Origin of the sequence: Streptomyces sp. HP-A2021 (genome assembly GCF_022807935.1) — a bacterium.
GTDB classification, from domain to species: Bacteria; Actinomycetota; Actinomycetes; order Streptomycetales; family Streptomycetaceae; genus Streptomyces; species Streptomyces afghaniensis.
Genome location: NZ_CP094344.1, coordinates 4,275,887 through 4,300,663, shown reverse-complemented (window position 1 = coordinate 4,300,663; position 24,777 = coordinate 4,275,887). Strand labels below are relative to the sequence as shown.

19 protein-coding genes and 3 rRNA genes are annotated in these 24,777 nt (G+C 67.7%); 17 read left to right on the top strand and 5 right to left on the bottom strand.

Translation table 11 applies throughout. From position 1 onward, the window contains the following. Positions 1-6: 6 nt before the first annotated feature. Positions 7-2,160, bottom strand: coding sequence for a serine/threonine-protein kinase (locus tag MQE23_RS19470; protein ID WP_243379708.1), 2,154 nt, complete (start codon positions 2,158-2,160; stop codon positions 7-9). Positions 2,161-2,340: 180 nt separating this feature from the next. Here MQE23_RS19470 and MQE23_RS19465 point away from each other — a divergent pair, with 180 nt between their 5' ends. From MQE23_RS19465 to proC, 6 genes are all read left to right on the top strand, one after another. Further along, positions 2,341-2,661, top strand: coding sequence for an SH3 domain-containing protein (locus MQE23_RS19465; protein WP_020275638.1), 321 nt, complete (start codon positions 2,341-2,343; stop codon positions 2,659-2,661). A 386-nt stretch (positions 2,662-3,047) separates the two neighbouring features. Continuing rightward, complete coding sequence (locus MQE23_RS19460) at positions 3,048-3,530, top strand: hypothetical protein (RefSeq protein ID WP_020275639.1); 483 nt, start codon at positions 3,048-3,050, stop codon at positions 3,528-3,530. Between the two features lie 61 nt (positions 3,531-3,591). After that, complete coding sequence (locus MQE23_RS19455; RefSeq protein WP_020275640.1) at positions 3,592-4,377, top strand: class I SAM-dependent methyltransferase; 786 nt, start codon at positions 3,592-3,594, stop codon at positions 4,375-4,377. Positions 4,378-4,409: 32 nt separating this feature from the next. Beyond that, positions 4,410-5,297, top strand: coding sequence for an ABC transporter ATP-binding protein (locus tag MQE23_RS19450; RefSeq protein ID WP_243379707.1), 888 nt, complete (start codon positions 4,410-4,412; stop codon positions 5,295-5,297). Next, entirely contained in the window at positions 5,294-6,067 is a 774-nt protein-coding gene (locus MQE23_RS19445; protein ID WP_243379706.1) for an ABC transporter permease, read from the top strand. The genes MQE23_RS19450 and MQE23_RS19445 overlap by 4 nt, the downstream gene beginning before the upstream one ends. Before the next feature lie 118 nt (positions 6,068-6,185). After that, positions 6,186-6,995: a pyrroline-5-carboxylate reductase gene (proC, locus tag MQE23_RS19440; RefSeq protein ID WP_020275643.1), complete on the top strand. Its 810-nt coding sequence runs from the start codon at positions 6,186-6,188 to the stop codon at positions 6,993-6,995. Between the two features lie 49 nt (positions 6,996-7,044). Here the strand turns inward: proC and trpS are convergent, their stop codons facing one another. After that, positions 7,045-8,088 carry a tryptophan--tRNA ligase gene (gene trpS, locus MQE23_RS19435; protein ID WP_243379705.1) on the bottom strand — a complete coding sequence of 348 codons (1,044 nt, stop codon included), beginning with the start codon at positions 8,086-8,088 and terminating at the stop codon, positions 7,045-7,047. An 833-nt stretch (positions 8,089-8,921) separates the two neighbouring features. Between trpS and MQE23_RS19430 the strand changes: the two genes are divergently transcribed. The 11 genes from MQE23_RS19430 (at position 8,922) to MQE23_RS19380 (ending at position 21,049) form a co-directional block, all read left to right on the top strand. Continuing rightward, positions 8,922-10,449 (top strand): 16S ribosomal RNA (locus MQE23_RS19430). A 308-nt stretch (positions 10,450-10,757) separates the two neighbouring features. Continuing rightward, positions 10,758-13,876: ribosomal RNA gene (locus MQE23_RS19425) — 23S ribosomal RNA — on the top strand. Between the two features lie 86 nt (positions 13,877-13,962). Then, positions 13,963-14,079: ribosomal RNA gene (gene rrf / locus MQE23_RS19420) — 5S ribosomal RNA — on the top strand. Together the 16S, 23S and 5S rRNA genes form the textbook arrangement of a ribosomal RNA operon. Before the next feature lie 61 nt (positions 14,080-14,140). After that, positions 14,141-14,785, top strand: coding sequence for an HAD family hydrolase (locus MQE23_RS19415; RefSeq protein WP_243379704.1), 645 nt, complete (start codon positions 14,141-14,143; stop codon positions 14,783-14,785). 75 nt (positions 14,786-14,860) lie between these two features. After that, the gene (locus tag MQE23_RS19410; protein ID WP_020275192.1) at positions 14,861-16,081 is read left to right on the top strand and encodes an MFS transporter; all 1,221 of its coding nucleotides are present in this window, start codon (positions 14,861-14,863) and stop codon (positions 16,079-16,081) included. After that, the gene (locus MQE23_RS19405; RefSeq protein WP_037671608.1) at positions 16,032-17,204 is read left to right on the top strand and encodes an acetoin utilization protein AcuC; all 1,173 of its coding nucleotides are present in this window, start codon (positions 16,032-16,034) and stop codon (positions 17,202-17,204) included. Before MQE23_RS19410 ends, MQE23_RS19405 begins: the two co-directional genes overlap by 50 nt. 97 nt (positions 17,205-17,301) lie before the next feature. Then, the gene (locus MQE23_RS19400) at positions 17,302-18,117 is read left to right on the top strand and encodes a phosphatase (RefSeq protein ID WP_020275190.1); all 816 of its coding nucleotides are present in this window, start codon (positions 17,302-17,304) and stop codon (positions 18,115-18,117) included. 129 nt (positions 18,118-18,246) lie between these two features. Beyond that, positions 18,247-18,459 (top strand): helix-turn-helix domain-containing protein, encoded by a 213-nt coding sequence (locus tag MQE23_RS19395; protein WP_004984898.1) that lies wholly within the window; start codon positions 18,247-18,249, stop codon positions 18,457-18,459. A gap of 156 nt (positions 18,460-18,615) precedes the next feature. Then, on the top strand, positions 18,616-18,714 hold the full coding sequence (locus tag MQE23_RS19390) for an AURKAIP1/COX24 domain-containing protein (protein WP_003948845.1): 99 nt from the start codon (positions 18,616-18,618) through the stop codon (positions 18,712-18,714). Between the two features lie 203 nt (positions 18,715-18,917). Continuing rightward, positions 18,918-19,979: an NAD-dependent epimerase/dehydratase family protein gene (locus tag MQE23_RS19385; protein WP_020275189.1), complete on the top strand. Its 1,062-nt coding sequence runs from the start codon at positions 18,918-18,920 to the stop codon at positions 19,977-19,979. 14 nt (positions 19,980-19,993) lie between these two features. Then, positions 19,994-21,049, top strand: coding sequence for a lysophospholipid acyltransferase family protein (locus MQE23_RS19380; protein ID WP_037671604.1), 1,056 nt, complete (start codon positions 19,994-19,996; stop codon positions 21,047-21,049). A gap of 80 nt (positions 21,050-21,129) precedes the next feature. Here MQE23_RS19380 and MQE23_RS19375 read toward each other — a convergent pair whose 3' ends face one another. From MQE23_RS19375 to MQE23_RS19365, 3 genes are all read right to left on the bottom strand, one after another. Further along, positions 21,130-22,377 (bottom strand): DUF5667 domain-containing protein, encoded by a 1,248-nt coding sequence (locus tag MQE23_RS19375; protein ID WP_243379703.1) that lies wholly within the window; start codon positions 22,375-22,377, stop codon positions 21,130-21,132. Positions 22,378-22,613: 236 nt separating this feature from the next. Continuing rightward, positions 22,614-23,384, bottom strand: coding sequence for an ECF subfamily RNA polymerase sigma factor, BldN family (locus tag MQE23_RS19370; protein ID WP_037671603.1), 771 nt, complete (start codon positions 23,382-23,384; stop codon positions 22,614-22,616). A gap of 364 nt (positions 23,385-23,748) precedes the next feature. Further along, the gene (locus MQE23_RS19365) at positions 23,749-24,666 is read right to left on the bottom strand and encodes an HAD-IB family hydrolase (RefSeq protein ID WP_082320012.1); all 918 of its coding nucleotides are present in this window, start codon (positions 24,664-24,666) and stop codon (positions 23,749-23,751) included. Positions 24,667-24,777 lie beyond the last annotated feature (111 nt).

The window sequence follows — 24,777 nt, the reverse complement described above, 5'->3', positions numbered from 1 at the left end:
TACGCACTACCACCCCGACGGATCACGCCCGCTCACGGCGAAGACGGACCCGTCCGGCGCACCGGCATAGACACGGTCGCCCACGAGCACGGGCTCGGGAAGCGCGGCCGGCACCCGGTCCGACCGTTCGCCCAGCCGCGGAGACGTCTGCCCGACGAGCTTCCCGCGCCGCGCGTCGACGGCGAGCAGCCGCCCGTCCGGCGCGGTGACGTACACGTACCGGTCGTCGGCGACCGGCGTCGACCCCCGGACGACCCCCGTCTCCAGACTCCACCGCTGCCTGCGCGCCTCCAGATCGACGGCGACCAGCGCACCACCCGTCGCCATGAGGTGCACGACGTCCCCGTGCACACTCCCCGCCACCTGCTGCAGCGGGATGCGCAACGGCACCCGCACACTCGCCCGGCGCTCCGGGTCGTAACGGACCACGGCCCGAGCCTCCCCGCGCACGGCGTCGACCGCCACGAACACGACCGCCCCGTCCCCAGTGCCGAGAGGCTGCAAGGCCCCCTCCAGCCGCGCGTGCCACCGCACGTCACCCGTGCCCGGGTCCACCGCCGTGACTGTCGTGCGGGCCCCATCACCGGACGTACTCGCCGCGTAGGCCAGCGGATCCCCGGGGAACGAGACGAAATACGGCACGTCCTGCCCCGGAATCCGATGACTCCACTTCACCTCACCCGAGGCGCTCTCCACCCCGCTCACCGTCCCGTCGGCCGCCGTGAGCAGCAGCATGCCGCCGACGGCCCGCAGCCCCCCGTACGCGGGCAGCTCCTGCCGCCGCTCCACGTCACCCGAGCCGGGATCGAGCATCGTCATCCGCCGCCCCTGGCCCAGCCCGGCCGGCACCAGCCCACCCGACACGACCGGAGCGCCGCTCGGCGGCCCGCTCGCGGCGACCCCGTCCAGAGGATGCCGCCACAGCAGCCGCCCGTCGACAGGATCGAGAGCGAAGACCAGCCCGGTCTGCGCACACAGCAGCTTCCCCGCCCCGTACGCACACTGAGGCATGCTCTCCCCGGACAACGGCGGCGCCTCCCACGCCGAGAACGCGGCCGCCGTCGTCCGCGGCGCGGTGACTTCGGACGCCGGACTCCCGCCCACGAGGAGCGGAACGGCCGCCAGCGCACCGACGACGGCCAGCCCGAGAGCCCCGGCACCGAGGGCGGCCCGCTTGCCGAGCCGCAACCTGGACCGACGCGACGGCTGCTCGACCCCGGACGGGTCGGCGTCAGAAACCCCGCCGCCCTGCCCCGCAACAGCCGCCGCTTCCTCCTCCACCACCACCTCGTCGACACGCTGGGCCGGTATGAACGCCTGTGTGTCGTACGAGGCCGCCACCGACCGCAGCTCCCGCATCAACTCGTCGGGAGAGGGCCGGTCCTCGGGCTCCTTGGCGAGACACCGCAGCACGAGCGGCGCCAGCTCTTCCGGTACGCCGGCCAGCTCGGGCTCGTCGTGCACCACCTGGTAGGCGACGACGTAGGGACTGTCGGAGTCGAACGGCCCGCGCCCGGTGGCCGCATGCACCATGACGGACCCGAGGGCGAACACGTCGGCGGCGGGCCCCACTTCCCTGGGCCGCCGGAACTGCTCCGGCGCCATGAAGGGCGGCGTTCCGATCAACTTCCCGGTCTCGGTCCGCAACTCGCTGTCTTTCGGCCGGGAAATGCCGAAGTCGATGACCTTCGGCCCGTCCTCGGCGAGCAGCACGTTGCTCGGCTTCAGATCCCGGTGCACGACCCCGACCCGGTGGATGTCCCGCAGCGCCTCGGCGAGCCCGGCCATCAGCCGACGCAACTGCGCCGAGGCCAGGGGCCCGTTCCGCTTCACCTCCTGGGCCAGCGTCGGGCCCGGAATGAACAGTGTGGCCATCCAGGGCCGTCCGGCCTCGGGATCGGCATCAACGACGGGCGCGGTGAAAGCCCCGCTGACCCGCCGCGCCGCCCCGACCTCCTGCCGGAAACGGCCCCTGAACTCGGGGTCCTTGGCGAACTCCGCATGCACGACCTTCACGGCGACCTTCATCCCGGACGTGCTCCGGGCCAGATGGACGACGCCCATGCCGCCCGAGCCCAGACAGGACTCCAGTCGGTAGTGACCGGCGTACTCAGGAAGTTCCGCTTCCGGGCCCGCTCCGACGTTCCGCTGTGGCGCCATGGGACCACCCCCGTGCTGTTCGTCCGCGCGCGCGACGCACGGAGCCTAGTCGATGACTCGTACGGGACAGAGGCGGCTTGCTAGCCTCCGCTGGCGAGTCACGTACAGGTGTTTGATGGCGTGATTCAGGGGAATCAACGGGATCCCATGGCAGCCATGGGGTCAACGGGGGAGGTTTTCATGTCAGTAGAAGAGGCCGAGCGCAGCACACACGAGGCCGGCAAGCCGCTGGTCACCACGCTGGCCGCCGCGGCCACGTACTTCTCGGTCGCACCGGGCGTCCGCCTCAACGTCCGCAGCGGTCCCGGCACCGGCTACCCGATCGTCAAGGTCCTGCCCGAGGGCTCCCGAGTCCCGATCCACTGCCAGACACCCGGCACCACGGTCACGGGCCCCTACGGCACGACGAACATCTGGGACAACATCGCGAGCGGCCAGTACGTCTCGGACGCTTACGTGAACACGGGCAGCGACGGCTACATCCGCCCCCGCTGCGGGTGACCTGCGGCAGCAGATGCTGGGGCCGGGTGGGCGCCCAACTCGGCGCGACGAGGGTGCCGCTGCGCCCACCCGTGCCGCCCCAAGCGGCACGACTGCCCGCAGCTAATGCGGCCCGCAGCGCGGCGGCCTGCGGCAGCTAAGCCGAGACGCGCCCGCACCCGCCGACGCACGGAAGGGGACGTGTCGGGGGGTGTCCGCCCGCAGCGGTTGGCGCGTCAACGGACGGTTAGTCGGTATCCGACCCCATCGCGCCGTTCCGAGGACGGACACCCCCGGCGCGGCCCCGACCCACCGCACCCCGGTAGGCGCTACGCGCACCCCCCACCGAAGCAGCCCCAGGCCGCCGCAGGCATACAACGACCACACCCCCAAGCCATAATCGACCGGTGAGCGCAGAGAACGCCCCCCTCGCCCCCCGCCCCGAGCCGATCCGCTTCTTCGGCACGACCTGGCTGAACCACGACAACGGCTACACCGCCCGCCGCATCGGCGTCGCCCTCGGCTCGCTGGCCACCGCAGTCGCCTCCTGCCTCGTCCTCCGCCTCGCCTACCAGGGCCTCCAGATCGCCGCGATCGGCAACTTCGTGACCCTGCTCATGGTCGTGATGTTCGCGATCTGCAGCGCGATGGCCTTCCGCCACACCTGGGACGGCTTCACCCGCCGCCCCGACCCCGACCGCCAGGCCTCCCTCCGCGGCCTCCTGACCATCGGCTTCGTCGGCTCCCTCCTCGCGTACTTCTTCCGCTCCCTCACCGAGGCCCCCGGCGAAAAGCTCCACCGCGAGGAGTACGAGGCAGCCCGCAGGCACCACGAGAAGCGCACGACCCGCCGCTCGGGCAACCCGTCGAAAAAGCGCCGCTCCGCATAACTCCCGGGCCTCTCACCGGAATCTCACCAGCTCCCGCCCCCACCCCGGCCACCATGGCCGTATGACCACACACTCCTCCGCCCACCACCCCACCCGCGCCGCCCGCGCCCACTCCTTCAACACGGCCGCAGCCCAATACGCGGCCAACCGCCCCTCCTACCCTCCAGCCCTCTTCGACGCGATAGAAGCCCTGGCCGACCACCCCCTCCCCGGCTCCCGCGTCGCAGACATCGGCGCCGGCACCGGCATAGCGACCGCCCTCCTCCACGCCCGAGGCGCGCACGTCATCGCCGTAGAACCGGGCGACGGCATGGCGGCCCAGTTCCGCAGCACCCTCCCCGACGTCCCGATCGTCCGCGGCACCGGCGACGACCTCCCCCTCGCCGACGCCTCCGTCGACTTCGTCACCTACGCCCAGGCCTGGCACTGGACCGACCAGTCCCGCTCCGTCCCGGAGGCCCTCCGCGTCCTGCGCCCCGGCGGCGCCCTCGCCCTCTGGTGGAACACCGACGCCCTGGACGTCCCGTGGATCGCCGAAGCCGCCGCCCGCACGGAACGCCACTTCGACATCGACACGGCCGCCGAGCGACGAAACGTCAACGCCCGCGCCGCCGACCCCACCGGCCGCCTCGACTTCACCCGCCGCACGGTCCGCTGGAGCCGCCGCATCCCGATCGACACCCACCTCGCCAACATCGGCAGCCACTCGGTCTTCCTCGTACACGGCGAGGAACACACCGCGGCCTTCCTGGCCGAGGAACGCGAGCACCTCCTCAAGGCCTTCCCGGACGGCATCGTCGAAGAGGTCTACGACGTAATCCTCCTCCTGGCGAAGACACCCGCTTGACGCCCCCAGCCCTCAGGAGCATTATTCATCACATGATGAATAATGCTCCCGATCCACCACACCCCGACACCCCCACAGGCACCACAGGCACCCCCACAGGCACCACAAACACCGTCACCAGCACCACCACGGAACCCACAGCAACCCACACCAAGAACCCCCCGGCCGTCCACGCCGAAGACCTCACCGTCACCCGCGGCCCCCGCAAGGTCCTGCGCAATCTCGCCTTCACCGTCCCCCGAGGCCAGATCACCGGCCTGCTGGGCCCCTCCGGCTGCGGCAAGTCCACCCTCATGCGCGCCATCGTCGGCACCCAGGCCAAGGTCACCGGCACCCTCGACGTCCTAGGCCACCCCGCAGGCCACCCCACCCTCCGCACCCGCATCGGCTACGTCACCCAGGCCCCGTCCGTCTACGACGACCTGACCGTCCGCCAGAACCTCGACTACTTCGCTGCGATACTCGACCCCGGCCGGCCCGCCGCCGACCGCCGCCACGACAACGTCACCCGCGCGATAGCCGACGTCGACCTCACCACCCACGCCGACGCCCTGGCCGGCAACCTCTCCGGCGGCCAGCGCAGCCGCGTCTCCCTGGCCGTCGCCCTCCTCGGCACGCCCGAGCTCCTGGTCCTCGACGAACCGACCGTCGGCCTCGACCCTGTCCTGCGCCGCGACCTGTGGACCCTCTTCCACGACATCGCGGCGAGCCGCGGCGCGACCCTCCTCGTCTCCTCCCACGTCATGGACGAGGCCGAGCGCTGCCACCGCCTCCTCCTCATGCGCGAGGGCGAGCTCCTCGCCGACGACACCCCCGAGGCCCTGCGCACCCGCACCGGCGCGGACACGGTCGAGGAAGCCTTCCTGCACCTGGTGGACGAGGCCAAGGCCGCAGCCCGCACCAAGGAGACGACCCGATGACCACCACGATCACCCCCACCCGGCCGCGGACCCTGAGCGCGTCCCGAACCATGGCCACCGCCACCCGCGTCCTGCGCCAGCTGACCCACGACCCCCGCACCATCGCACTGCTGATCCTCATCCCCTGCGTGATGCTGTTCCTGCTGCGCTACGTCTTCGACGGCAGCCCCCGCACCTTCGACAGCATCGGCGCGTCCCTGCTCGGGATCTTCCCGCTGATCACGATGTTCCTGGTGACGTCCATCGCCACCCTGCGCGAACGCACCTCGGGCACCCTCGAACGCCTCCTCGCCATGCCCCTCGGCAAAGCCGACCTCATCGCCGGCTACGCCCTCGCCTTCGGCACCCTCGCGATCATCCAGTCCGCCCTGGCCACGGGCCTCGCGGTCTGGTTCCTCGGCCTCGACGTCACCGGCAGCCCCTGGCTCCTCCTCCTGGTGGCCCTCCTCGACGCCCTCCTCGGCACGGCCCTCGGCCTCTTCGTCTCGGCCTTCGCGGCCTCGGAATTCCAGGCGGTCCAGTTCATGCCGGCGGTGATCTTCCCCCAGCTCCTCCTCTGTGGCCTGTTCACACCCCGCGACAACATGCACCCGGCCCTGGAGGTCATCTCCGACGTCCTCCCCATGTCCTACGCGGTGGACGGCATGAACGAGGTCCTCCGCCACACGGACATGACCGCCACGTTCGTACGCGACACCCTGATAGTCGCCGGCTGCGCCCTGCTGGTCCTCACCCTGGGCGCGGCGACCCTACGACGCAGGACGGCATAAGCCGGCAGCGCCGCCCGGGGCACCACCGACATCCCGCCCAACGGACACCCAAGCCGCCGGCCCCTCCCCGATGCGAGGATGGACCCCGGACGACGCACCCCCGGAGGCACCCCGCGCCATGACCCAGAAAGTCGCAGTCCTCGGCACCGGCAAGATCGGTGAAGCCCTGCTCAGCGGAATGATCCGAGCCGGCTGGACCCCGGCCGACCTCCTGGTCACCACCCGCCGCCAGGAACGAGCCGAAGAACTCCACACCCGCTACGGCGTCACCCCGGTCACCAACCCCGAAGCCGCGAAGATCGCCGACACCCTGATCCTCACGGTCAAACCGCAGGACATGGGCACCCTCCTCGACGAACTCGCCCCCCACGTCCCCGCCGACCGCCTGGTCGTCAGCGGCGCCGCCGGCATCACCACCGCGTACTTCGAGGAACGCCTCGCCCCCGGCACCCCGGTCATCCGCGTCATGACGAACACCCCCGCCCTGGTGGACGAGGCCATGTCCGTCATCTCCGCCGGCACGCACGCCACCGCCGACCACCTGGCCCACACCGAGGAGATCTTCGGCGCCGTCGGCAAGACGCTCCGCGTCCCCGAGTCCCAGCAGGACGCCTGCACGGCCCTCTCCGGCTCCGGCCCGGCCTACTTCTTCTACCTGGTCGAAGCCATGACCGACGCGGGCATCCTCCTCGGCCTGCCCCGCGACAAGGCCCACGACCTGATCGTCCAGTCCGCCATCGGCGCCGCGACGATGCTCCGCGACAGCGGTGAACACCCCGTCAAGCTCCGCGAGAACGTCACGTCCCCCGCCGGCACGACGATCAACGCCATCCGAGAACTCGAGAACCACGGCGTACGAGCCGCCCTCATCGCCGCCCTCGAAGCCGCCCGCGACCGCAGCCGCGCCCTGGCCTCCGGCAACAACTGAGGAGCACTGCGGGCGTCGGGGCCGACCCGCCCCCGACGCCCGCACCACCTCACACCCTCAGCACGCCGACCCCACCCGCGTCCGCCGCCGCTTCCGGCACGGCGGGCAGCAACCCGATCGCGCGATAAGCCGCATCCACGGTCGGCCGAGCCATCCCCCGAGCCCGCTCCGCGCCGTCCCGCAGCACGCGCTCCACATAACCGGGATCCGCACACAACTCCTTGTGCCGCTCCTGGACGGGCCTGAGCACCTCGACCACAGCCTCAGCGGTGTCCTTCTTCAAGTCCCCGTACGACGCGTACGCACCGCTCAGCTCCTCAGGAGTCCCACCCGAGCACGCGGCGAGGATCTCCAGCAGATTGGCGAGCCCCGGCCGGGCCTCCCGGTCGTACACGACCTCCTGCCCGCTGTCGGTCACGGCCCGCATGACCTTCTTCCGCACCACGTCCGGCTCGTCCAGCAGATAGACGATCCCCGGCCCGACGTCATCGCTCTTGCCCATCTTCGACGTCGGATCCTGCAGGTTCATCACCCGCGCAGCCACCCCCGGACGCGTGGCCCGAGGCACCACGAACGTATGCCCGTACCGCTGGTTGAACCGCACCGCCAGATCCCGCGTCAGCTCAACGTGCTGAACCTGGTCGTCCCCCACGGGCACCTCATCGGCCGCGTACGCCAGGATGTCCGCCGCCATCAGCACGGGATACGTCAGCAGCGACAGCCGCACACTCCCGCCCCGCCGCTGCTCCCGCGCGGCCTTCTCCTTGTACTGGATCATCCGCCGCATCTCACCGTCGGTGGCCACGCACTCCAGCACGTACGACAGCCGCGCATGCTCGTCCACATGGCTCTGCACGAACAGCGTGCAGAGCTCCGGATCCAGCCCGGACGCCAGCAACAAGGTCGCCGCCTGCCGGCTCAGCCTGCGCACCCGCGCGGGATCGTGGTCCACGGTCAGAGCGTGCAGATCGACGACGCAGAACAAGGCGTCCGCCTCGTGCTGGTCGACGGCAGCCCACCGCCGCATGGCTCCCAGGTAGTTCCCCAGCGTCAGATGCCCCGTCGGCTTGACCCCGCTGAAGACCCGTGTCATCTCTCCTCCACCTCCTGGCCGAGACCGCCGCTCCGGCGGCCGCCCCCCGGTGGTCCTGGAGGGAGAAACAAGAACGGCCGCCGAAGCGGCGGCCGTTGAGTGCATACGTGAGGACGGCCGCCGTCAGGCGGCCCACCACAGCTGGCTACACGTACGCGTCGTCATGCCCCCCAGACTACGCCCCCGGAGTGCCGTCCGCCCTTGAGTTGACACGCCCAGACCCCATCCGTAGTGTTCTCCGAGTTGCCCGACGTGAGCGCCGACCCCGGTCGGTCCCCGGGCAGCCAATCCGCAAGTACCAACCACTACTCGACGAAGTAGTTCTGTCGTCGTTTCATTGGCATGCGTATTTACGGAATGAGGAATCCCCGTTCGAAAGGACGCGGCCCCCGATTGGCTCGGGAGCAGGGGAATCCGCTAAAGTCTCACTCGTCGGAACGGCCCAACAGCCGCGAAGACAAACCCCGCTGACTGGGAATCAGGCCCGAAAGGATCTGATAGAGTCGGAGCCGCCGGAAAGGGAAACGCGGAAGCGGGAACCTGGAAAGCGCCGAGGAAATCGGGTCGAGAAAAGATCTGATAGAGTCGGAAACGCAAGACCGAAGGGAAGCGCCCGGAGGAAAGCCCGAGAGGGTGAGTACAAAGGAAGCGACCGTTCCTTGAGAACTCAACAGCGTGCCAAAAGTCAACGCCAGATATGTTGATACCCCGTCTCCAGCATCTGCTGGGGCGAGGTTCCTTTGAAAAAACACAGCGAGGACGCTGTGAACGGCCGGGCTTATTCCGCCTGGCTGTTCCGCTCTCGTGGTGTTCATCCCGATTACGGGAAAACATTCACGGAGAGTTTGATCCTGGCTCAGGACGAACGCTGGCGGCGTGCTTAACACATGCAAGTCGAACGATGAACCACTTCGGTGGGGATTAGTGGCGAACGGGTGAGTAACACGTGGGCAATCTGCCCTGCACTCTGGGACAAGCCCTGGAAACGGGGTCTAATACCGGATACAACCACTAGGGGCATCTCTTGGTGGTGGAAAGCTCCGGCGGTGCAGGATGAGCCCGCGGCCTATCAGCTTGTTGGTGAGGTAATGGCTCACCAAGGCGACGACGGGTAGCCGGCCTGAGAGGGCGACCGGCCACACTGGGACTGAGACACGGCCCAGACTCCTACGGGAGGCAGCAGTGGGGAATATTGCACAATGGGCGAAAGCCTGATGCAGCGACGCCGCGTGAGGGATGACGGCCTTCGGGTTGTAAACCTCTTTCAGCAGGGAAGAAGCGAAAGTGACGGTACCTGCAGAAGAAGCGCCGGCTAACTACGTGCCAGCAGCCGCGGTAATACGTAGGGCGCGAGCGTTGTCCGGAATTATTGGGCGTAAAGAGCTCGTAGGCGGCTTGTCACGTCGGTTGTGAAAGCCCGGGGCTTAACCCCGGGTCTGCAGTCGATACGGGCAGGCTAGAGTTCGGTAGGGGAGATCGGAATTCCTGGTGTAGCGGTGAAATGCGCAGATATCAGGAGGAACACCGGTGGCGAAGGCGGATCTCTGGGCCGATACTGACGCTGAGGAGCGAAAGCGTGGGGAGCGAACAGGATTAGATACCCTGGTAGTCCACGCCGTAAACGGTGGGCACTAGGTGTGGGCAACATTCCACGTTGTCCGTGCCGCAGCTAACGCATTAAGTGCCCCGCCTGGGGAGTACGGCCGCAAGGCTAAAACTCAAAGGAATTGACGGGGGCCCGCACAAGCGGCGGAGCATGTGGCTTAATTCGACGCAACGCGAAGAACCTTACCAAGGCTTGACATACACCGGAAAACCCTGGAGACAGGGTCCCCCTTGTGGTCGGTGTACAGGTGGTGCATGGCTGTCGTCAGCTCGTGTCGTGAGATGTTGGGTTAAGTCCCGCAACGAGCGCAACCCTTGTCCCGTGTTGCCAGCAGGCCCTTGTGGTGCTGGGGACTCACGGGAGACCGCCGGGGTCAACTCGGAGGAAGGTGGGGACGACGTCAAGTCATCATGCCCCTTATGTCTTGGGCTGCACACGTGCTACAATGGCCGGTACAATGAGCTGCGATACCGCGAGGTGGAGCGAATCTCAAAAAGCCGGTCTCAGTTCGGATTGGGGTCTGCAACTCGACCCCATGAAGTCGGAGTCGCTAGTAATCGCAGATCAGCATTGCTGCGGTGAATACGTTCCCGGGCCTTGTACACACCGCCCGTCACGTCACGAAAGTCGGTAACACCCGAAGCCGGTGGCCCAACCCCCTTGTGGGGAGGGAGCTGTCGAAGGTGGGACTGGCGATTGGGACGAAGTCGTAACAAGGTAGCCGTACCGGAAGGTGCGGCTGGATCACCTCCTTTCTAAGGAGCACTTCTAAGCCGGTCCTTCGGGGCTGGTTCAGAGGCCAGTACATCAGCGAACGTCTGATGCTGGTTGCTCATGGGTGGAACGTTGACTACTCGGCCAGGATCTTGGGCCGGAGGCTGCTAGTACTGCTCGCAAGAGCGTGGAACGCATGATCTTCGGACGGGAGCTGGTCGGGCACGCTGTTGGGTGTCTGAGGGAATGAACTTTCCTCAGTGCCGGCCCCGGTAAAAGTCCACGAGAGTGGGCTGTGACGGGTGGCTGGTCGTTGTTTGAGAACTGCACAGTGGACGCGAGCATCTGTGGCCAAGTTTTTAAGGGCGCACGGTGGATGCCTTGGCACCAGGAACCGATGAAGGACGTGGGAGGCCACGATAGTCCCCGGGGAGTCGTCAACCAGGCTTTGATCCGGGGGTTTCCGAATGGGGAAACCCGGCAGTCGTCATGGGCTGTCACCCGCTGCTGAACACATAGGCAGTGTGGAGGGAACGCGGGGAAGTGAAACATCTCAGTACCCGCAGGAAGAGAAAACAACCGTGATTCCGGGAGTAGTGGCGAGCGAAACCGGATGAGGCCAAACCGTATGCGTGTGAGACCCGGCAGGGGTTGCGTATACGGGGTTGTGGGATCTCTCTTCTGTTGTCTGCCGGCAACAGGACGAGTCAGAAACCGTTGATGTAGGCGAAGGACATGCGAAAGGTCCGGCGTAGAGGGTAAGACCCCCGTAGTCGAAACGTCAGCGGCTCGTTTGAGAGACACCCAAGTAGCACGGGGCCCGAGAAATCCCGTGTGAATCTGGCGGGACCACCCGCTAAGCCTAAATATTCCCTGGTGACCGATAGCGGATAGTACCGTGAGGGAATGGTGAAAAGTACCGCGGGAGCGGAGTGAAATAGTACCTGAAACCGTGTGCCTACAAGCCGTGGGAGCGTCGGATGGAAGCTTGCTTCCATCTCGTGACTGCGTGCCTTTTGAAGAATGAGCCTGCGAGTTTGCGGTGTGTTGCGAGGTTAACCCGGGTGGGGAAGCCGTAGCGAAAGCGAGTCCGAATAGGGCGTTTCAGTAGCACGCTCAAGACCCGAAGCGGAGTGATCTAGCCATGGGCAGGTTGAAGCGGAGGTAAGACTTCGTGGAGGACCGAACCCACCAGGGTTGAAAACCTGGGGGATGACCTGTGGTTAGGGGTGAAAGGCCAATCAAACTCCGTGATAGCTGGTTCTCCCCGAAATGCATTTAGGTGCAGCGTCGTGTGTTTCTTGCCGGAGGTAGAGCACTGGATAGGCGATGGGCCCTACCGGGTTACTGACCTTAGCCAAACTCCGAATGCCGGTAAGTGAGAGCGCGGCAGTGAGACTGTGGGGGATAAGCTCCATGGTCGAGAGGGAAACAGCCCAGAGCATCGACTAAGGCCCCTAAGCGTACGCTAAGTGGGAAAGGATGTGGAGTCGCACAGACAACCAGGAGGTTGGCTTAGAAGCAGCCACCCTTGAAAGAGTGCGTAATAGCTCACTGGTCTAGTGATTCCGCGCCGACAATGTAGCGGGGCTCAAGCGTACCGCCGAAGTCGTGTCATTGCAGCAATACGGCCAACGCCGGCTGTGATGGGTAGGGGAGCGTCGTGTGCCGGGTGAAGCAGCACCGGAAGGTAGTTGTGGACGGTTCACGAGTGAGAATGCAGGCATGAGTAGCGATTCACACGTGAGAAACGTGTGCGCCGATTGACTAAGGGTTCCTGGGTCAAGCTGATCTGCCCAGGGTAAGTCGGGACCTAAGGCGAGGCCGACAGGCGTAGTCGATGGATAACCGGTTGATATTCCGGTACCCGCTGTGAAGCGTCAAACATCGAATCCAGTGATGCTAAGCCCGTGAAGCCGTTCCGGACCCTTCGGGGAAAGGAAAGTGGTGGAGCCGGTGACCCGATCTGGTAGTAGGTGAGTGATGGGGTGACGCAGGAAGGTAGTCCAGCCCGGGCGGTGGTTGTCCCGGGGTAAGGGTGTAGGCCGTGCGGTAGGTAAATCCGTCGCACACAAGGCTGAGACCTGATGCCGAGCCGATTGTGGTGAAGTGGATGATCCTATGCTGTCGAGAAAAGCCTCTAGCGAGTTTCATGGCGGCCCGTACCCTAAACCGACTCAGGTGGTCAGGTAGAGAATACCGAGGCGTTCGGGTGAACTATGGTTAAGGAACTCGGCAAAATGCCCCCGTAACTTCGGGAGAAGGGGGCCACATCTGGTGATGAGCTTTGCGCTCTGAGCTGGGGGTGGCCGCAGAGACCAGCGAGAAGCGACTGTTTACTAAAAACACAGGTCCGTGCGAAGCCGTAAGGCGATGTATACGGACTGACGCCTGCCCGGTGCTGGAACGTTAAGGGGACCGGTTAGCTCCATTTCGGTGGGGCGAAGCTGAGAACTTAAGCGCCAGTAAACGGCGGTGGTAACTATAACCATCCTAAGGTAGCGAAATTCCTTGTCGGGTAAGTTCCGACCTGCACGAATGGCGTAACGACTTCTCGACTGTCTCAACCATAGGCCCGGTGAAATTGCACTACGAGTAAAGATGCTCGTTTCGCGCAGCAGGACGGAAAGACCCCGGGACCTTTACTACAGTTTGATATTGGTGTTCGGTTCGGCTTGTGTAGGATAGCTGGGAGACTGTGAAGCGCTAACGCCAGTTAGTGTGGAGTCGTCGTTGAAATACCAGTCTGGTCGTGCTGGATGTCTAACCTGGGTCCGTGATCCGGATCAGGGACAGTGTCTGATGGGTAGTTTAACTGGGGCGGTTGCCTCCTAAAGAGTAACGGAGGCGCCCAAAGGTTCCCTCAGCCTGGTTGGCAATCAGGTGTTGAGTGTAAGTGCACAAGGGAGCTTGACTGTGAGACCGACGGGTCGAGCAGGGACGAAAGTCGGGACTAGTGATCCGGCGGTGGCTTGTGGAAGCGCCGTCGCTCAACGGATAAAAGGTACCCCGGGGATAACAGGCTGATCTTCCCCAAGAGTCCATATCGACGGGATGGTTTGGCACCTCGATGTCGGCTCGTCGCATCCTGGGGCTGGAGTCGGTCCCAAGGGTTGGGCTGTTCGCCCATTAAAGCGGTACGCGAGCTGGGTTTAGAACGTCGTGAGACAGTTCGGTCCCTATCCGCTGTGCGCGTAGGAGTCTTGAGAAGGGCTGTCCCTAGTACGAGAGGACCGGGACGGACGAACCTCTGGTGTGCCAGTTGTTCTGCCAAGGGCATGGCTGGTTGGCTACGTTCGGGAGGGATAACCGCTGAAAGCATCTAAGCGGGAAGCCTGCTTCGAGATGAGGACTCCCACCTCCTAGAGAGGGTAAGGCTCCCAGTAGACGACTGGGTTGATAGGCCGGATATGGAAGCACGGTAACGTGTGGAGTTGACCGGTACTAATAGGCCGAGGGCTTGTCCTCAGTTGCTCGCGTCCACTGTGTTGGTTCTGAAACCACGAACAGCCCCACGTTGCCACACGTGGTGCGGCTGGATAGTTTCATAGTGTTTCGGTGGTTATAGCGTAGGGGAAACGCCCGGTTACATTCCGAACCCGGAAGCTAAGCCTTACAGCGCCGATGGTACTGCAGGGGGGACCCTGTGGGAGAGTAGGACGCCGCCGAACAATTATTGGGAAAACCCCCGCATCTTCGGATGCGGGGGTTTTCTGCGTTTAGGGTCGAGCCATGCGCTATGGCCTCGTGATCTTCGACAACGACGGTGTCCTCGTCGACAGTGAGCCCATCTCCAACCGGCTCCTGGCCGCTTATCTGACCGAACTCGGGCACCCCACGTCGTACGAGGACTCCCTCCGCGACTACATGGGAGCTGCCATGCACCGCGTGCACGACCTCGTCGCGGAGCGGACCGGGCAGCGGCTGCCGGTGGACTTCGACGACGTGTTCCATGCTCGGGTCTTCGGGGCCTTCGAGCGGGACTTGAAGCCGGTCGCCGGCGTCGAGGAGGTCCTGCAGAAGCTCGCCGCCGACTCCGTGCCGTACTGCGTGGCGTCGTCCGGGAGCCATGAGCGGATCCGGGTGGGGCACCGGACGACCGGGCTCGACCGGTGGTTCGACGAGGGGCGGATCTTCAGCTCGGAGGATGTGGGGAGGGGGAAGCCGGCTCCCGATCTGTTCCTGTACGCGGCCGAGCGGATGGGGGTCGCGCCGGAGCGGTGTGTCGTCATCGAGGACAGTCCGCTGGGGGTGCGGGCGGCGGTCGCTGCGGGGATGGACGTGTACGGCTTCACCGCCATGACGCCGGCGGAGAGGCTGGCCGGGGCCGGGCGGCTCTTCTCCGATATGAGGGAACTGACCGAGCTGCTCATGTGAGGACGTAGAAGCTGAGGCGAATTCATCTTTGGCTGGATCTACCCATGAGTAAGTCTGGGCCCTACGCTCGCCGCCATGACTGATGTGCTGCGGCGCGGCAGGGCCTCGTTGGCGTTCAGCTTCTTGGTGCAGGGGGTCGCCTTCGCTCTGCTCGTGACGCGGATTCCGGCCATCCAGGACCGGTACGGGGTCTCCGACGCGTTACTGCCGGCGTTCCTGGCCGCTGTGCCGATCCTCGCCGGTGTCGGGAGCGTGACCACCGAGCGCCTGGTGAAGCGGGTGCGCCCGAGCCGGCTGCTGCGGTGGTCCCAGCCCGTGGTGCTGTTGGCGCTGCTCGGGGTCGGGGCCGGGGAGCGGATGGTGGAACTGGGCGTCGCGCTCGCGGCGTTCGGGCTCGCCGTCGGAGTGCTGGACGCGTCGATGAACATGCTCGGGGTGAGCCTGCAGCGGTCGTACGGGCGCAGCATCATGCTCAGTTTCCACGCGGCCTACAGCCTGGGCGGGATCGTGGGGGCCTCGCTGGCGTGGGTGGGGGCGCACTGGGATCTGGCGTTGTGGGTGTCCTATCTGCCGGTCGTGGCGGTGCTGCTGCCGGCTGTGCTGGTGGGGAGCCGGTGGTACGTCGACGACGGGGATGTGGCGCCGGCGGTGGAGGAGAAGGCGGCGGGTGAGGGTCAGGCCGTCGTGTTCAAGTGGCTGCTGCCGTTGTGTCTGGTGATGACCGTCGCCTACATCGGGGACTCCACGGTCTCCAACTGGAGCGCGAAGTACCTCCAGGACGTGCTGGGGAGCTCGGAGCAGATGGCGACCGTGCCGTACAACGTGTACATGGTGACCACGCTGCTGGGGCGGGCGATCGGGGATCTCGGGGTGCGGCGGTTCGGGGCCGTCGCCGTCGTACGGGGTGGTGCGCTGGTGGCGGCGGGTGGGTTCGCCGTGGTGGCCGCGGCGCCCGGGGCGTGGGTGGGGATGCTGGGGTTCACGCTGCTGGGGCTCGGGTTGTGTGTGCTGGTGCCGCAGACGTTCGCGGCGGCCGGGCGGTTGTTCCCCGGTGCTTCGGACGCTGCCGTGGCGCGGCTGAATGTCTTCAACTATGTGGGCTTTTTGATCGGTTCGCCGTTGGTCGGTGCGCTCGGGGACCTGTGGAGCTACCGCGGGGCCATGCTCGTGCCGATGGTGTTGGTGCTGGTGACGCTGGTGTACGCCCGGTCGTTCGCTGCTCAACCGGACCGATACGGTGGCGGGCATGAGCGGCCGCGCACAGCTGATGTGGGACGAGGCAGTAACGGGCTATGACTTCGGTCCGGGGCATCCGATGGACCCGGTCCGGCTCGCCCTGACCCGGACACTGGTCGATGCCTTCGGGCTGGACCGTGAGGTGGAGGTGGTCGCCGCGAAGGCGGCCGGGGAGTCGACGCTGCGGCTCGTCCACCGGCAGGACTACATCGAGGCGGTGAAGGCCGCGTCGGCGGATCCGGGGGCGGCGGACCAGTCGTACGGGCTGGGGACGATGGACGATCCGGCCTTCGCCGGGATGCACGAGGTGTCGGCGCTGATCGCCGGGCAGTCGGTGGGGGCCGCGGAGGCGGTGTGGCGCGGTCAGGCGCTGCATGCGGTGAACTTCGCGGGCGGGCTGCACCACGCGATGCCCGGCGGTGCGTCCGGGTTCTGCATCTACAACGACGCGTCGCTGGCGATCGCCCGGCTGCTGGAGCTGGGGGCCGAGCGGGTGGCGTACGTCGACGTGGACGTGCATCACGGGGACGGGGTGCAGGCGGCGTTCTGGGAGGATCCGCGGGTGCTGACGATCTCGCTGCACGAGCATCCGCGGACGCTGTTCCCGCAGACCGGGTGGCCGGAGGAGACGGGCGCCGACAGCGCGGAGGGCTCTTCGGTGAACGTGGCGCTGCCGGCCGGGACGGGGGACGCGGGCTGGCTGCGGGCGTTCCACGCGGTCGTGCCGGAGCTGATCGCCGACTTCCGGCCGCAGGTGCTGGTGACGCAGCACGGGGCCGACACGCACTTCGAGGACCCGCTGGCGCATCTGGCGGTGTCGCTGGACGCGCAGCGGGCGGTGCAGGCGGCCTGTCACGACCTGGCGCACGAATACGCCGACGGGCGGTGGGTGGCGCTGGGCGGGGGCGGCTACGCCGTGGTGGACGTCGTACCTCGGTCGTGGACGCATCTGGTCGGGATCGCGGCGGGCCGGGCCGTGGCGCCCGAGGCGGTGATTCCCGAGGGCTGGCGGCAGGAAGTTTTCGCGAGGACGCGGCAGTTGGCCCCGGCGCGGATGACGGACGGGCGCTGGCCCGTGGCGTTCCCCGGCTGGGAGGAGGGCTACGACCCCGCGGACCGGCTGGACCAGGCGGTGCTGGCGGCTCGGCGGGCGGTGTTCCCGCTGCGGGGTCTGCTGGCCTGACCGGGGGACCAGTGGGCAACGGGTGCCCGGTAGGCCGGCCGTGCGGTGTTCGTCCGTTCTCGGGACACGTGGGGCCCTCGTCGCGCACGATCTCCTCGTGCTGACCCCCGAAGCCCTTCGTGCGCACCTGGTGGGCGCACGCCTCGCCGGGACCGTGGCCACGTCTCGTGAGGAGAGCCTGCGGAGTTACCGGCTGTTCGCCGCCCGGGATCCCCGGGTGCTCCTCGGCCTCGATCCCGAAGGAGCCTGGCGTCAGCGGGATGTGATCGAGCTGATGGCGGACAGGTGCGGGGTTTCGGCCGATTCCCGATGGACTTCCGGCCAGGACGTGATCGATCCGGAGCGCACCCTGGCCGCGCTGGACGCCTTCGCGGAGCGCCTCGCCGAGATCGCCCGGCGCGGCGCACCCGTGCTCCTCGGCACCGGGCACCCTCACCGGCTGCTCGGTTTCTACGCCGCTCTGGCAGACGCGCTGTCGGCGGCGGGGTGTGCTGTCCTCACTCCGGCGCAGGGTCGTCGTGTCGACATAACGACCCGGTTCGGCCTACGCACGTACAACCTCGACTACGTACGAGGAGTCGCGCTGGTGCGGGGGCCCCGCACGGAACGCCCCGGTTGTGAGCCCGGCGCACATACGCACTCACCTCTCCCGGTTCGTACCGTGTTGACCGCTGCCGCGGAGGCCGGCGGGCCCCTTCCCGAGCTGGTCATCGGGGATCACGGGTGGGTCTGCGGGGCAGGTCAGCTGGGGTTCGAGGCCATCGGGGCGGCCGATACGGACGATCCCGCCCCGTTCGTCGGTGAGGCGGAGGGGTCCGTCTCCGTCGTCGTTCCACTTGATGACGGTGTGCGGTCTGATTACTACCTGCCGCTTACCCGCTACGTACTCAATCGGGCGTGTCTGTCACAGTAGTCCGCCGATGGGTGCACCTCTTCCCCACTCGCATCACCCGCCCCTACATTGGGGAGTGAGCACGCAGCGACGAAGAGTCACCGGAAGGGGAAGCCGGTGGCCGTCGAGTGCGGAAGGTTCAGGTGTGTCATGGCTGCAGCTGGCGAGAGGCCTCTGAACGAGGTTCAGTTCCTTACCGTGGCGGAAGTCGCCTCGGTCATGCGAGTGTCGAAGATGACCGTGTACCGGTTGGTGCACAGCGGTCATCTGCCCGCGATCCGTGTGGGGCGGTCCTTCCGCGTCCCGGAGCAAGCGGTTCACGAGTACCTCCGCGAGAGTTACGTGGGGGTGGAAACCGCCTGACGGCTGGGGCGGGGTGGTCCCTCACAGGGCACTCGGGATCACCCTGGCCTCCTCGATTACGACCTCAGCGCTCGGGCGGGTAGGCTAGCCCCTCGTAGGTCGTGTGGGCCCATGGCGCCCAAACAACCGAGTGATGAGAAGTGAGCGAGGGTAGTCGTGGGCTCTGTTATCAAGAAGCGGCGCAAGCGGATGGCCAAGAAGAAGCACCGCAAGCTGCTCAAGCGCACGCGCGTTCAGCGTCGCAACAAGAAGTAAGTTCGCGACGCGGACGCCGCGAGAGCGTTGCTGTGGCCCCCCACCCACCGGTGGGGGGCCACGCGTGTTCCGGCTCCTGCGTCCGGCTGCTTGTCGTCACTTCGCGCATCGGGCGGTCATCACAGCGCAACACCGAACCGCTAAGTTGGCCCCACGGGGGAACGCGGCGGGGCAAGAGGTTTTCTGGAAGGAAGGCGCGGATCTTGGGCAAGGTCGTGCTCGTGACCGGTGTGGCCCGCCAGCTGGGGGGCCGGTTCGTACGGCGGATCCAGCGTGACCCCGAGGTGGACCGGGTCGTCGCCGTGGACGCGGTGCCGCCCGAGCACCATCTGGGCGGTGCGGACTTCGTCCAGGCCGACATCCGGCAGCCCGGAATCGCGCGGGTGCTCGCCGAGACGGGCGCAGACACGATCGTCCACCTGGACGTGACGGGCACGCCGCTGGGCAGCGGCAACCGGGCCTCCCTGAAGGAGACCAACGTCATCGGCACCATGCAGCTGCTCGGTGCCTGCCAGAAGTCCCCGAACGTGCGGCGGCTGGTCGTGAAGTCCAGCACGAACGTCTACGGGTCGGCGCCCCGCGACCCGGCCGTCTTCACCGAGACGACCCCGCCCAAGTCCCTGCCCAGCGGCGGCTTCGCCAAGGACACGGTGGAGGTCGAGGGCTATGTCCGCGGCTTCGCGCGCCGCCGGCCCGACGTGGCGGTGTGCGTGCTGCGGTTCGCCAACATCCTGGGCCCGACCGCGGACACCCCGCTCGCCTCGTACTTCGCGCTGCCGGTCCTGCCGACCGTGTTCGGCTACGACCCGCGGCTTCAGTTCGTGCACGAGGAGGACGTGATCGAGGTGCTGCGGATCGCCTCGCACGAGCCGCGGCGGGGCACGCTCAACAGTGGCACCTTCAACATCGCCGGTGACGGCGTGCTGCTGCTCTCGCAGTGCTCCCGGCGCCTCGGGCGCCCGACCGTGCCCCTGCTGCTCCCCGCCGTCACCTGGGCGGGCTCGCTGGTGCGTACGCTGGGGATGACGGACTTCTCGCCGGAGCAGATCAGGCTGCTCACCCACGGCCGGGTCGTGGCCACGGGCCAGATGCGCGAGACGCTGGGATTCCAGCCCAAGTACACGACCGCGGAGACGTTCGCGGACTTCGCACGCAGTCAAGGTCCCGGACTTCTTCCGCCGGAGGCCCTTGCGGGGGCCGTCGACCGGATCGCCGCGCTGCCCCTCGCGGGCGGCGGCCACCCCCCGACGCAGAGCGCCAACTGAGGAGCGCATCAACGATGGCGGATGCCAAGGTCATTCCGTTCGACGACGACCGGTCCCGCGGGGGCGCCGTGCAGCGTCCGCAGCGGCGCCGGAGTGCCGGGAACCGTCGCCCGGGCACGGATTCCGTGCCGGTACGTGAGGTGCAGCCCCTGCCCACCAGGGCTGTTCCGCAGGATGATGTTCCTGTGACACCTGAGGAACAACCGCCGGAGGGGTCCCAGGGCGGCGAGGGCGGCCTGGAGCGGCGTATCGCGGGCGGCCTGGCCTTCCTGCGCCGCCGCCTCACCGGGGACTACGAGGTCGACGACTTCGGCTACGACGAGGAGCTCACCGACCAGGTCCTGATGTCCCTGCTGCGCCCGCTGTACGAGAAGTACTTCCGGGTCGAGGTGAAGGGCATCGAGAACATCCCGGCCGAGGGGGGCGCCCTGATCGTCGCCAACCACTCCGGGACGCTGCCGATGGACGGCCTGATGATGCAGGTCGCCGTGCACGACAACCACCCGGCGGGCCGGCACCTGCGGCTGCTCGCCGCCGACCTGGTGTTCATGCTGCCGGTGGTCAACGAGCTGGCCCGCAAGCTCGGTCACACCCTGGCCTGCGCCGAGGACGCGTCCCGGCTGCTGGAGCAGGGCGAGCTGGTCGGGGTGATGCCGGAGGGCTTCAAGGGCCTCGGCAAGCCCTTCGCGGACCGCTACAAGCTCCAGCGCTTCGGCCGCGGCGGCTTCGTCTCGACGGCCCTGCGCGCCGGTACGCCGATCGTGCCCTGCTCGATCGTGGGGGCCGAGGAGATCTACCCGATGATCGGCAACGCCAAGACGGTCGCGCGGCTGCTGGGTTTCCCGTACTTTCCGATCACGCCGACGTTCCCGTGGCTCGGTCCGCTCGGGGCGGTTCCGCTGCCGACCAAGTGGACGATCCAGTTCGGCGAGCCGATCCCCACGGACGGCTATCCGCCGGAGGCGGCCGAGGACCCGATGTTGATGTTCAACCTGACCGACCAGGTCAGGGAGCAGATCCAGCACACGCTGTACAAGCTGCTGGTGCAGCGCCGGTCGGTCTTCTTCTGAGGCACGCGCACCACTGAGGCAGGGCCTACGACGATGGGGGCGCCCCCCTGACGAGGGCGCCCCCACTGTCGAACCGTCGGCTAGTCGGTGTCCTCGCCGTCGATGCCCAGTCCGGGCAGCAGGTCGGGCAGGAGCGGCGGGAGCGTCACGTCCGGCTGGGGGACGGACGGGACGCCTTCCGCCGACGGCGAGGTGCTCGCGTCGCTGGACTGCCGCGGCGGGTCGAGCAGGCCGCCGGTGTTGCCGCCGATCAGGCCGTCCTTGTCGCTGCCTGCCGAGTGGCTGGGGCTGTCGCTGCCGGTGCCGCCCTTGTCGGAGTGGCCGCGGCCGCTGTCGCTGGGCCGGGTCGACCGGTCGGTGGCCGAGGAGCCGCTGGAGGCCGACTCGGAGGTGCCCCGCCGATTGCCGTCGCCGCCGCCGCTCCGGGACGGGGGCTCGGGCAGCAGGGACCGCAGCGGGGCGACGTCCTGCTCTATGGCGTCGAACACCGACGACACCTGGTCGCTGACGTCGCCGAGCTGGACGGGGAGCTTCTCGCGCAGTTCGCCCCAGGCCTCGCGGTGGGAGCGGGAGAAGGCGGACAGGGCCTGGATGGGCTCCAGGGAGTCCGGGTCGCGCTCGTACGCCTCGCTCAGCAGCCGGTGGCCTTCCGACGCGTCGTGCCGCATGCCGGACAGGGCGCGGCGGATCTCGCCCAGGGACTCGTGGTCGAGCGGGCCGCTGCGGCCCCGCTCCATCAGGCGGCGGGCTTCGCTGAGCCGGGTGGAGGCGTGGTCGAGATAGACCCGGCCGCGCTCGTCGACGCCGTCGGCGAGGCCGAGCTTGACGTCCTCGATGCCGCGCTTGAGGCCGTAGAGCGAGTCGCCGGGCAGCGCGTCGGAGCTGGCGGCGGCGACGCCGCCGAGGGCGCTCGCGGCCACGCCCACGCTGAGCCCGCCCGCGGTGAGGCCCTTGGCGAGGCGGGAACGGGGCCGGAACTTCTTCAGTGGGCTCGCTCGGTGGGCGCCATGGGCCCGGGGGGAGCGCTGCTCGGGGAACGCGCCGTCCGTCGCCCCGCCGCCCGCGGTGCCCTCCTGGAGCATGGCCTCGAACGCGGCCACCAGCTGGGCCCGCTGGACGACCTTGACCTCCGGGTCGAGCTCCGGCTTGGGCAGCGCGCCGAGACCGGAGGCGAGCGCCAGCAGGCGTGCCTGTTCGGTCGGCTCCGCAGCGGCCGGGGCAGGTGCCGATCCTTCGGACTGCTCGGCCGCCGTGCCCTGCTCGGACTGCTCCTGAAGGGCCTGGGCGAAGGCGTTCGCCCGCCGGTGCGCCGATACGTTCGCGATCACTGGCGGCACCTCCTCTCGTCATGACGGTCGACTCCCCAGGGGGTCCTGAGGGTTGCACACCCTGACCACGACCACACGATCGGGTGATCGGAGCCGGTCAGGGGGTGACCACAGGGAGCCTGCATCCCGCACAACGAGCGGCGCGGCACTTGGGTTACGGACGCCGGATGATCGGATGCCGAAGTCAACGGACTGTCACGGAACGTGAGTTGGCCGTCGCCGAGCGTGCGGCCGGGTCAGCGGGCGTCTTCCGGGAGGAGCCGGGCGAGGGTGCGGACGGCCCGGTACTGGAGGGTCTTGATGGCGCCCTCGTTCTTGCCCATGACACGGGCGGTCTCGGCGACGGAGAGGCCCTGGAGGAAGCGGAGCGTCACGCACTCCTGCTGCTGGGGGTTGAGCCGCCGTACGGCGTCGAGCAGGGCGGCGTTGGAGAGGGACTCCAGGACGGAGTCCTCGGGGGAGCGCTCGACCTCGTTGGCGTCGAGCATCTCGCCGGTGGTGACCTCGAGGCGGAAGCGGCTGGACTTGAAGTGGTCCGCGACGAGGTTCCGGGCGATGGTGACCAGCCAGGCGCCGAAGTCACGGCCCTGCCAGGTGAACGTGCCGATGCGGCGCAGGGCGCGCAGAAAGGTCTCGCTGGTGAGGTCCTCGGCGGTCGCCTTTCCTCCGACCCGGTAGTAGATGTACCGGTAGACGGTGTCGCTGTATTGGTCGTAGAGACGGCCGAAGGCGTCGGCCTCGCCGGCCTGGGCGCGCTCCACGAGGTCCATCATGCGGGCGCTGTCGCTGTCCGCCGCCGGCCGTCGGGCGGTGGCCGCGCCGGACGGGCGCCCTCGTCTGCCGACCGCGGCGCTGCCGTCGGCCAGTGCATAGCACGGGCCTACGGGCGCGGCGGTGGCGAATGCGGGGCCGGCGTACGCGGTGGGGACGAAGCCGCGCAACAGGTCGAGGACCGTTGCGCGCAGCGTAGCCAGGCCCGAGGCGTCAACCCCGACGTGTGGGTACACGGGACTCCCAGAGGCAGAGCTTCCATCACGTGCAGTGCGGGACCTTTCACCCGTCGTAGCGACGGAGGGGTACCGGATTGCGTCTGAGGAGAATAACGCTTCGTGTAGGCCCTGCTACACCGAGTTGCTCAAATCATCGGTTACGTCGCTTCCGTAACCGATTGACGCCGCATCAAGTGCCAGAGTGTGAACGGTTGTTGATCGAAAAGGTTCGGATTCAGGCTGGGTCCAGGGCGTGTTGTGGCCGTGTCCAGCCAAGAGGACTGGATGCGAGGTTGTGGGGGTACGCCAGTTGGATTTACGGGGCTTGTCATCCCGTAAACGAAGGTGTCCCGGATTGATCGGTCGCCTGCCTGGTCGGTCGTCAGCGGCGACGGCGGTGCAGGGCGATCGCCGCCGCCGTGCCGCCGGCCACCGCGCCCACGCCGGCCGCGGCCGGGATGCCGACCTTGGCCGCCTTGCGGCCGGTGCGGTAGTCGCGCAGGCGCCAGTCCAGGTCGCGGGCGTGCTTGCGCAGCTTGGAGTCCGGGTTGATGGCGTAGGGGTGGCCGACCAGGGACAGCATCGGGATGTCGTTGTGCGAGTCGCTGTAGGCGGCGCAGCGGCTGAGGTCCAGACCCTCGGCCGCGGCCAGGGCGCGGACCGCCTCGGCCTTCGCGGGGCCGTGCAGCGGTTCGCCGACCAGCTTGCCCGTGTAGACGCCGTCGACGGACTCGGCGACCGTGCCCAGGGCGCCGGTCAGGCCCAGGCGGCGGGCGATGACCTGGGCGATCTCGACGGGGGCCGCCGTGACGAGCCAGACCTTCTGGCCCGCGTCCAGGTGGGCCTGGGCCAGGGCACGGGTGCCGGGCCAGATGCGCTCGGCCATGTACTCGTCGTAGATCTCCTCGCCGATCGACTGGAGCTCGGCGACGCGGTGGCCCTTGACGATCGACAGCGCCGAGTCGCGGGCCTCCTGCATGTGTTCGGGGTCCTCGACCCCGGCCAGCCGGAACCACGCCTGCTGCCAGGCGAACCGGGCGAGTTCCCGTGTCTCGAAGAACTTCCGTTTGTACAGGCCCCGCCCGAAGTGGAAGAGGGCGGCGCCCTGCATGACGGTGTTGTCCAGGTCGAAGAAGGCGGCGGCCCGGTCGTCGCCGTGGACCGGGAACTGCGGTTCCTCGGTGGTGCCGGCGGCCTCCTGTGAGGACTTGCGGGCAGCCTCCGCCGAGGCCTCGCCTGCCAAAACGCTCCGCGCCGTGGCAGAGCGCCTACGGGGGGTGAGCCATCCGAGAGCGGCCATGGCGTGAGCATAGCCAGTTTGTTCGGGGTTTCCGGAGTCGAGAGGTTTGGAGCCTGTGAACTCTCGGCAAGCGTGCCGTTAAAGAGGTCGTTCCGGACGGACGTGGTCGGC